Source organism: Candidatus Agathobaculum pullicola, from assembly GCF_052117205.1.
GTDB lineage: Bacteria > Bacillota > Clostridia > Oscillospirales > Butyricicoccaceae > Agathobaculum > Agathobaculum pullicola.
The window spans coordinates 1-6,940 of the sequence record NZ_JBQKJP010000072.1 but is presented as its reverse complement, the minus strand read 5'-3'; the positions used below and the strand labels follow the sequence as shown (position 1 = coordinate 6,940).

Sequence of the window (6,940 nt, the reverse complement as noted above, 5' to 3'; positions counted from 1 at the left end):
TGCCTACCAGCAAAGGCGGGCGGGGCTGTCAACGGCTGCGCATATGCGCCGTTCATCTTGACCGTTGACTGGCTCGGCTGGGTTTGCTATTTACCCGACAAACTTGAATTTGAAAACCACAATTTTATAAGTGGTTATTAACCCTCGCAGGGTTTTAATAAAATCCTCCAAAAGCCTTGAAAATAAAGGGTTTATCGCAAAATGCTCACCTTAACTTATTATACGATTTCACACTGTTTTATCGTTCCCTTGGAAGCTGATAAGGGCAAACACAAGGGCAAGAAAATCTGATAACAAGATATAACAGAGTGTGGCAATCGGAGAACTGTGATGTATGTGCGAATATATTATACTGGAGGATTTATTATATGGACAAGTACATTTTTGATGAAAACAACGGTTTGTGGTATGAATTGCAGGGAGATTATTATATCCCTTGTCTGATACTTTCTGAAGAAGAAACACAGCCTATAGGCTTATGGGGGCAACGCCACAAGCAGTACCTAAAGGAGCATAAGCACTTCCTTTACACTACAATGCTGATTGAGGGAACACTTAACCGTTATCTTGCAGATATTAACCAACAGGCGGAGCAAATGTTCCACAGATTGATTAAGGAAATGGCTCAAAAGCAGGGTGTGACGGAACAGTTAAAAGCAGAACAGCCTATGGAATGGATAGGATTGATGAATAACATACAGGCTTGTGCAAGAGAGATTGTGAACAGTGAAATAATTTTTGCATAATATAAGTTTAGGGCGAAGATACTTTCTCGGTATCTTCGCCCTTAGATATTATTTATCATATTGTTCGGTGAATATTCGGCATAATTTTGCAGACAAGATGCAGATTATATGATTAGGTCAAACAAGAACATAACACACCACATTATGGCATAACCATATTGCTTGTTAGTTTTGGATGCCCTTACAAAAAGATATGCAGGGACTAATACAATGCCCATCCACATCCAGTTGTTAACGTTTATCCCAACCTTGTTTAGCTCGTCGCTATCTAACATTAAGAAAATAACATTGAGCGATATGGTGCAAATTATAACAACCACTGTAGGAAATCCGATTAGTTCTACAAACCACGAAATCAAAATCGGGATGGTTGCTAATGTCCACGCATACTTGTTACTGACTATATTATTAGGCATTGGTGGAACAACATCTTTGATTGTATGTATCAATTCTGTCTGTCCTGCTGGAAGCCAATTTAACATTCCTTTTTTCCAAACAAGCGTATCTTTAGAGATTTGTCCCTGTTGAATGAACACGGATATTTTTTCCTTATCACAAGGACCACATCTCATACTGTTGTTGATGTAGAACCATTCATCAGGTGCGCTGTTTTGATTGGAAGTGCCAGTTGGTTGTCCGCACTTGGGGCAAAATTTTGCTTCTATTTGAAGTTCGTTGCCACATCTACTGCAAAACATATTATATCTGGATGCCCTTTATACTAAGCTCAAAATAGCAAATAAGCCATAGAAGATTGAACATACACCGATAATAATACCAATTATTGCAAGTGCCTTTCCGTTCTCGTTTTTCTGCTTGCAACTTGACAGACCGATAACAGAAACGATTGTTCCTGCAATTCCTACAAGTCCCCAAAAATTAAGCAGTAAAGATATACCGGAAATTACTAAGCCGATAATACACATTGTGTTGTAAGGCACTTTTTGAACTACTGGCTGACTTGTCGGATTAGAATAACCACCAGCGTTGGTAACAGGCGGTGTGGCTCCCTGCTGTGTTGCACCGCATTCAGGACAGAACGCAGATCCTTCTTGAATTTCTTTTCCGCAATTTGTACAGAACATAAACATATCCTCCCTTTTATTCGACTTCAAGGCTGCCTGTTACTCTGTTCCATTTAATATTCAAAGTAACATTATCAGCAACATTGACGTTTACAATTTTGTTTCTCATACTACACGAAAATGCGATATTATGTGTTCCTGCCGAAACGGGAATGTTCAGTGTAGCACCATTATCAATTTTGTACTCAGTATTAGCATCAACAACAACTTTAACCGCAGGATTTATTGCGAACCACTGCTTGGCTCTGTTGATTGTCAATGTAAAACTCCCGCTATTATTTTGAACTGGAGTTCCGCTGTTGGATGCGTTTACTGGTTGTCCACACTTTGAACAGAACTTTGCTTGTGCAACGATTTCGTTGCCACATTTACTGCAAAACATATTTTGCCCTCCTGTATCTTGCTCTGCCAAAGGTAGAGCTATTTATTTTTTCGGTAAAATAAAAAAGTGCGCAGCCGAAGCTACGCACCGAAAAACGCAACCCCGATTGTCGCCAAACAAATCTTAAACACAAAAGGTAACCCTTATATTAAGATTTGTTTGGCGAATATATTGTACCACCACCGTATGAAAAAATAAAGTCTTTTGACAAAATTTAGGGTTATACTGTTGACTTTTCCCCAAAAATGTGGTAATGGGTGCCTGTTCAATGTGTTTATACCAATATATGTAAGACCGCAAGGCAGGTTGCCCTGCGGTAGTGATTTCCTATGTCGTGATTATCTGTCCCTGTCTTGGGATTTCTTTCTTTGCTTCGGCTGAGAGTTCTGTTTCCCCTCTTCCTGAAGCTGTCTGAGCCTGTTACGCACACTTTGTCTTTCGGGCGGTCTGTGCTGTTTCTCGGCAGGTTTTTGTCCGTTCTTGACTGTCTGCTCCCATTCTGCAAGGTCTTGGTTATACTGTGTCACAATAGCCTCTGCTTTGCGGTAAGTTTTCATAAATGCCTGTACATCAGGATAACCGTCATCGGTGAGAATATCGGGGATTTTATCCAGTTTTTCAACAAGTTCGGTTTCAGTCTGCTGTATCTGCTTTTCCAGAGCCTTACGCTCCTTGCCCTTGAAGATACCCGTTGTTTCTGCAAGCTGCTGTCGCAGATTTGGAAGTGTGACTTCCTGTATCTTCCTGATTGCTTTCGCCTGTTTCTGTACCTTTAGCATAAGGGTCTGCATTGTGCGGAACTCGTCCATATCCATATCAAGGACTGGCTTGGGTGGCATATCCTTTTCACGGATGATGGCTTGGAGAAATTCCTTTGCCTTGCCTACGATACCTCGGAACAGGTTTGGAAGCCAACCATTTTCACGGATGGACTGACCGGCTTTGTCGTGAATTTCGGTCTGCTTGATTTCCAGTATCTTTGCTTCTTCAATGCCTGATACAAGAGCCAAATCCGCCGTCCTGTTCCATTCCTGCCTTGCGGTGTTGTCCGCTTCGATTTCGGCAGCCTTGGGGTTGTTCTTGCCTATCTTTTTTGTGGGGAGATACACGCTGTTCTTATCAAACACTTTCAGCCGTTGTTCGGGATCTGAAATGTGGGAATTGATAAGCTCCGTGTAAACTTCCTTTGCTTCTGCTATGAACGCTTCGCTTTTATAACGCTCGTCTTTGACTGTGAATAAATGGCTTTCGTAAACTTCCCCCTTTTTGATAACGGTGCAGCCTTTTCGGACTTGACCGTTTTCGTCTGTGATTTCTTTCTTGGTTCGTACTCTTTTTCCAGTTTCATCGTAAAATACGCTTCTGGTGGCAATCTTGATGTCAGGTTCGGGAAGCAGTTTCCTTTCGCTGAATATGAGGTGGATGTGGTAGTTGGTCTTGCGTTTGTTGTGGTGCAGAGCCGATACACATTCCACTCCGTACTGCTGTCGGAATTTATTCGTAAATTCTTCAAGCACCTGCTGAGGGTCAAAGGTGGTGTAAATCTCCGGCAGGGCAATGATTAACTCCCTTGCTTCGATACACTTTCCTGTCGTTCCGCTTCGCTGAAACTCCTGCTGGCTTTCCCTGGCGAGATTACTCCAAAAGGTATTGTCGGCGGTACAATAGGTGGCATAAAGGTTTTCCTGTTTGGCGTGGCTCGTGATATATGAGATTCTTCCCTTGACATTGGGCAGCTTCGACATTTGAATGAACGAATGTCTTGCCAACCTTTTACTCCTTTCTACTACGCTGAGAATACCGTACTCATTACGCAACCGACTTGTCGGGTGCGGCTGTCACAGCCATCGGTGATTGGTTGGACAGCAATGGAAATTGCGGTGCAATTTCCTCTGTATCATAGCTGAGGTGAGAGTGTCCGAAGCTGTGATGCAGGCTCCCCGCAGGGGCGAAATACCCAGAGTACAAATCGCAGATTTGTGCGAGGGGTGTATTTCGCTCTCAAACGCCGAGGGCTTTGGAGAACGGTTATTCCACTTTTCGTACATCGCTTGGATTGAGTAAGTTCCTGCCTTGATTGACCGTCATAAAACGCTCCAACGTATCCCTGCGGATAATGGTCTTTCGTCCGACTTTCAGAACAGGCAACTTGCCCCAGTCCACCAGTTTTCGCATTGTGTTCCTACCGATACCCGTACATTCCGCTGATTCTTCGATAGTTAAACCTATTTTAACTACTGCCATTAAACACCTCTCCTTTCAAAATACTCATTTTGCAACTTTGCAATTATCATTATACTTATTTTGCTATTTCTTGTCAACTCATTTTGCAACCCATTAAAGATATCTTTTAATTTTTATTAGAAAAATAGTTGCAAAATAGGTTTTGATATGCTATACTTGGATTTGATAGGAGGTGGAAACCTTGAAAAAAGAAATTACATTCACCGCAAAACAGGTCGGCGAACGAGTAAAAGAACGTCGAACAGAATTGAATCTCACAATGCCGGAGCTTGGCAAACGTATCGGAGTGAACAAGTCAACGATACAGAGATACGAAGCAGACGGCGTAGACCCAAAGAGAACAATGATTATCAATGGACTGGCAGAAGCGTTGCTCACCACTCCCGAATGGCTCACAGGTCTTTCAGAGGATAAGGAATATGACAGCAGAACGCTCTGTGAAAAGGACTTGGAAGAACATATCAGAAAGTACATTGATACCGTGTCTACGGTTGTGAATGGAGAACCACACCAACAGCTCCTTACCACATTCCTCGGAAAGATGATTGATTTGTATTCCGTTCTCTGCCACCACTTCTCCGATGCTATGACAGAGGTTGACCGTGTTGCAGAAGATGAAGGACTGAAACAGTCTCTTATGAGATATGCGATTGAGTCGGGAGCGATTAAGGAACGAGTTTACCATAAAGAAATGGAAGCACCGATTGAGGATATGAAACGATTCTTAGACGGAATTTTACATATCTACGATGAAGGTCGTACCGCTGTGAAGATGGGTGACCTTTTCGGGATAGTAGCGGAAGCCGAAGCAAGGCTTGCCGAAAAAGAATAATTCCGTGGCTCTTTGACAATAAAAAAGCCGATTAAACAATCGGCGGATGTGACACTATTTACTTTACGCACACCATACGTCACAGTTCCGATTGCCACGGATAGAAAGGAGACTATTTATCAATGGCAAAAGGATCTGTAAGAAAAAAGGGCAAGAAATGGTACTACCGCTTCTATGTAGAAGATGAAAGCGGAAAGATGGTACAGCGTGAGTTTGCAGGCACAGAAAGCAAATCCGAAACGGAAGCATTGCTCCGCAAGGCAATGGAGGACTACGAAGCGAAGAAGTTCGTGGCAAAGCCTGAGAACACCACCGTAGGGATGCTGCTTGATATGTGGGTGGAGGAAGAACTGAAACCCGGCAATCTGAGCAACGGTACAGTAATGGCGTATATGGGAACAGTGAACAGGATAAAGCAATATCCTATCGGAGACAGAAAGCTGAAAACGGTCACTGCGGAACATTTACAGTCATTTATGGACTTCCTTACTTTTGGAGGACAATGCCCTGACGGGACAACAGCAAAGGCACTCAGCAAAGGGTATCTAAGACTGTTCTCGGCAGTATTGCAGGGAGCGTTCCGATTTGCGGTATTCCCGAAGAAACTGATTTCCTTTAACCCTATGCAGTATGTGGTATGGAGGGGAAAGAAAGAGGAATACAAACTGTTTGCAGACGAGGACGGCGAAGTTGACAATGCTCATACCATTGACCATCAGCAGTTTGTAATGTTGGAGGACTTTCTGAAAAAGAAAGACAATCCTGCATTGCTCCCGATGCAGATAGCCTACTACACAGGGCTTCGTATCGGAGAAGTGTGTGGTCTGACTTGGCAGGACATCAACCTTGACGGACAGCACCTCACAGTACGACGCAGTATGCGATACAACGGGCAAAGGCACAAGACAGAGATAGGTGCAACCAAACGCAAGAAAGTCCGCACCGTGGACTTCTGCGACACTCTGGCTGACATTCTCAGAAAGGCAAAGACGGAACAGCACAAGAACCGCTTCAAGTATGGCGAACTCTACCACCTCAACTACTACAAAGAGGTCAAAGAAAAAGACCGTACTTACTATGAAGTCTACAGCCTGCCGAGAACGGAGGAATTACCCGACGGATACAAGGAAATCTCCTTTGTCTGCCTGAGACCTGACGGAGCATATGAGTCACCGAGTACAGTTGGTGTTATGACAAGGTCGGCAAAAAAGAAGCTGGAAGGATTTGAAGATTTCCATTTTCATATGCTGAGACACACATTCACCAGCAATCTGCTCTCCAACGGTGCAGCACCGAAGGATGTGCAGGAACTGCTCGGACACGCTGACGTAAGTACCACAATGAACATCTACGCTCACTCTAAGAGGGAAGCGAAACGAACTTCCGCAAGACTGCTTGATAAGGTGGTCGGGGAATCCTAAACAAAAAGTTTCCCTTGTTTCGGCTCATAAGGGCAAAAACAAGGGAAAATACATAAGGAACGAACATTATATTGCCGATTTTCCTTGAAAATACAAGGCTTTCGGAGGATTGATTAGATAAACTTGAATTTATTTTAAGCTATCACGTTTTACCTTCTTAAGCCTTACTATCATTACCATAGGAATTTCTTTGTTGGTTTTAAAACATTCTTCATAAAATCCATCAATGA

The 6,940-nt window shown here is 43.1% G+C and carries 8 protein-coding genes; 3 read left to right on the top strand and 5 right to left on the bottom strand.

Annotated features, from left to right (window positions below; genetic code table 11):
- The first annotated feature begins 368 nt into the window (after window positions 1–368).
- Window positions 369–746 carry a TnpV protein gene (locus ACTQ3V_RS14990; protein WP_441468221.1) on the top strand — a complete coding sequence of 126 codons (378 nt, stop codon included), beginning with the start codon at window positions 369–371 and terminating at the stop codon, window positions 744–746.
- Between the two features lie 104 nt (window positions 747–850).
- Here the strand turns inward: ACTQ3V_RS14990 and ACTQ3V_RS14985 are convergent, their stop codons facing one another.
- The 5 genes from ACTQ3V_RS14985 to ACTQ3V_RS14965 all read right to left on the bottom strand — a co-directional run bounded on the left by ACTQ3V_RS14985 (window position 851) and on the right by ACTQ3V_RS14965 (window position 4,457).
- A complete protein-coding gene (locus ACTQ3V_RS14985) occupies window positions 851–1,444 on the bottom strand; it encodes a GYF domain-containing protein (RefSeq protein WP_441468220.1) in 594 nt (197 codons plus the stop codon).
- Window positions 1,445–1,462: 18 nt separating this feature from the next.
- On the bottom strand, window positions 1,463–1,831 hold the full coding sequence (locus tag ACTQ3V_RS14980; protein ID WP_441468219.1) for a zinc-ribbon domain-containing protein: 369 nt from the start codon (window positions 1,829–1,831) through the stop codon (window positions 1,463–1,465).
- A 16-nt stretch (window positions 1,832–1,847) separates the two neighbouring features.
- On the bottom strand, window positions 1,848–2,213 hold the full coding sequence (locus tag ACTQ3V_RS14975) for a zinc-ribbon domain-containing protein (RefSeq protein WP_441468218.1): 366 nt from the start codon (window positions 2,211–2,213) through the stop codon (window positions 1,848–1,850).
- A 338-nt stretch (window positions 2,214–2,551) separates the two neighbouring features.
- Window positions 2,552–3,982 (bottom strand): MobA/MobL family protein, encoded by a 1,431-nt coding sequence (locus ACTQ3V_RS14970; protein ID WP_441468217.1) that lies wholly within the window; start codon window positions 3,980–3,982, stop codon window positions 2,552–2,554.
- Window positions 3,983–4,241: 259 nt separating this feature from the next.
- The gene (locus ACTQ3V_RS14965) at window positions 4,242–4,457 is read right to left on the bottom strand and encodes a helix-turn-helix domain-containing protein (RefSeq protein WP_441468216.1); all 216 of its coding nucleotides are present in this window, start codon (window positions 4,455–4,457) and stop codon (window positions 4,242–4,244) included.
- A 172-nt stretch (window positions 4,458–4,629) separates the two neighbouring features.
- On the opposite strand from ACTQ3V_RS14965, the gene ACTQ3V_RS14960 reads away from it, so the two are divergent.
- Together ACTQ3V_RS14960 and ACTQ3V_RS14955 are read left to right on the top strand one after the other, a co-directional pair.
- The gene (locus tag ACTQ3V_RS14960) at window positions 4,630–5,289 is read left to right on the top strand and encodes a helix-turn-helix domain-containing protein (protein WP_441468215.1); all 660 of its coding nucleotides are present in this window, start codon (window positions 4,630–4,632) and stop codon (window positions 5,287–5,289) included.
- 122 nt (window positions 5,290–5,411) lie between these two features.
- Complete coding sequence (locus tag ACTQ3V_RS14955; protein ID WP_441468214.1) at window positions 5,412–6,710, top strand: tyrosine-type recombinase/integrase; 1,299 nt, start codon at window positions 5,412–5,414, stop codon at window positions 6,708–6,710.
- Window positions 6,711–6,940: the final 230 nt, after the last annotated feature.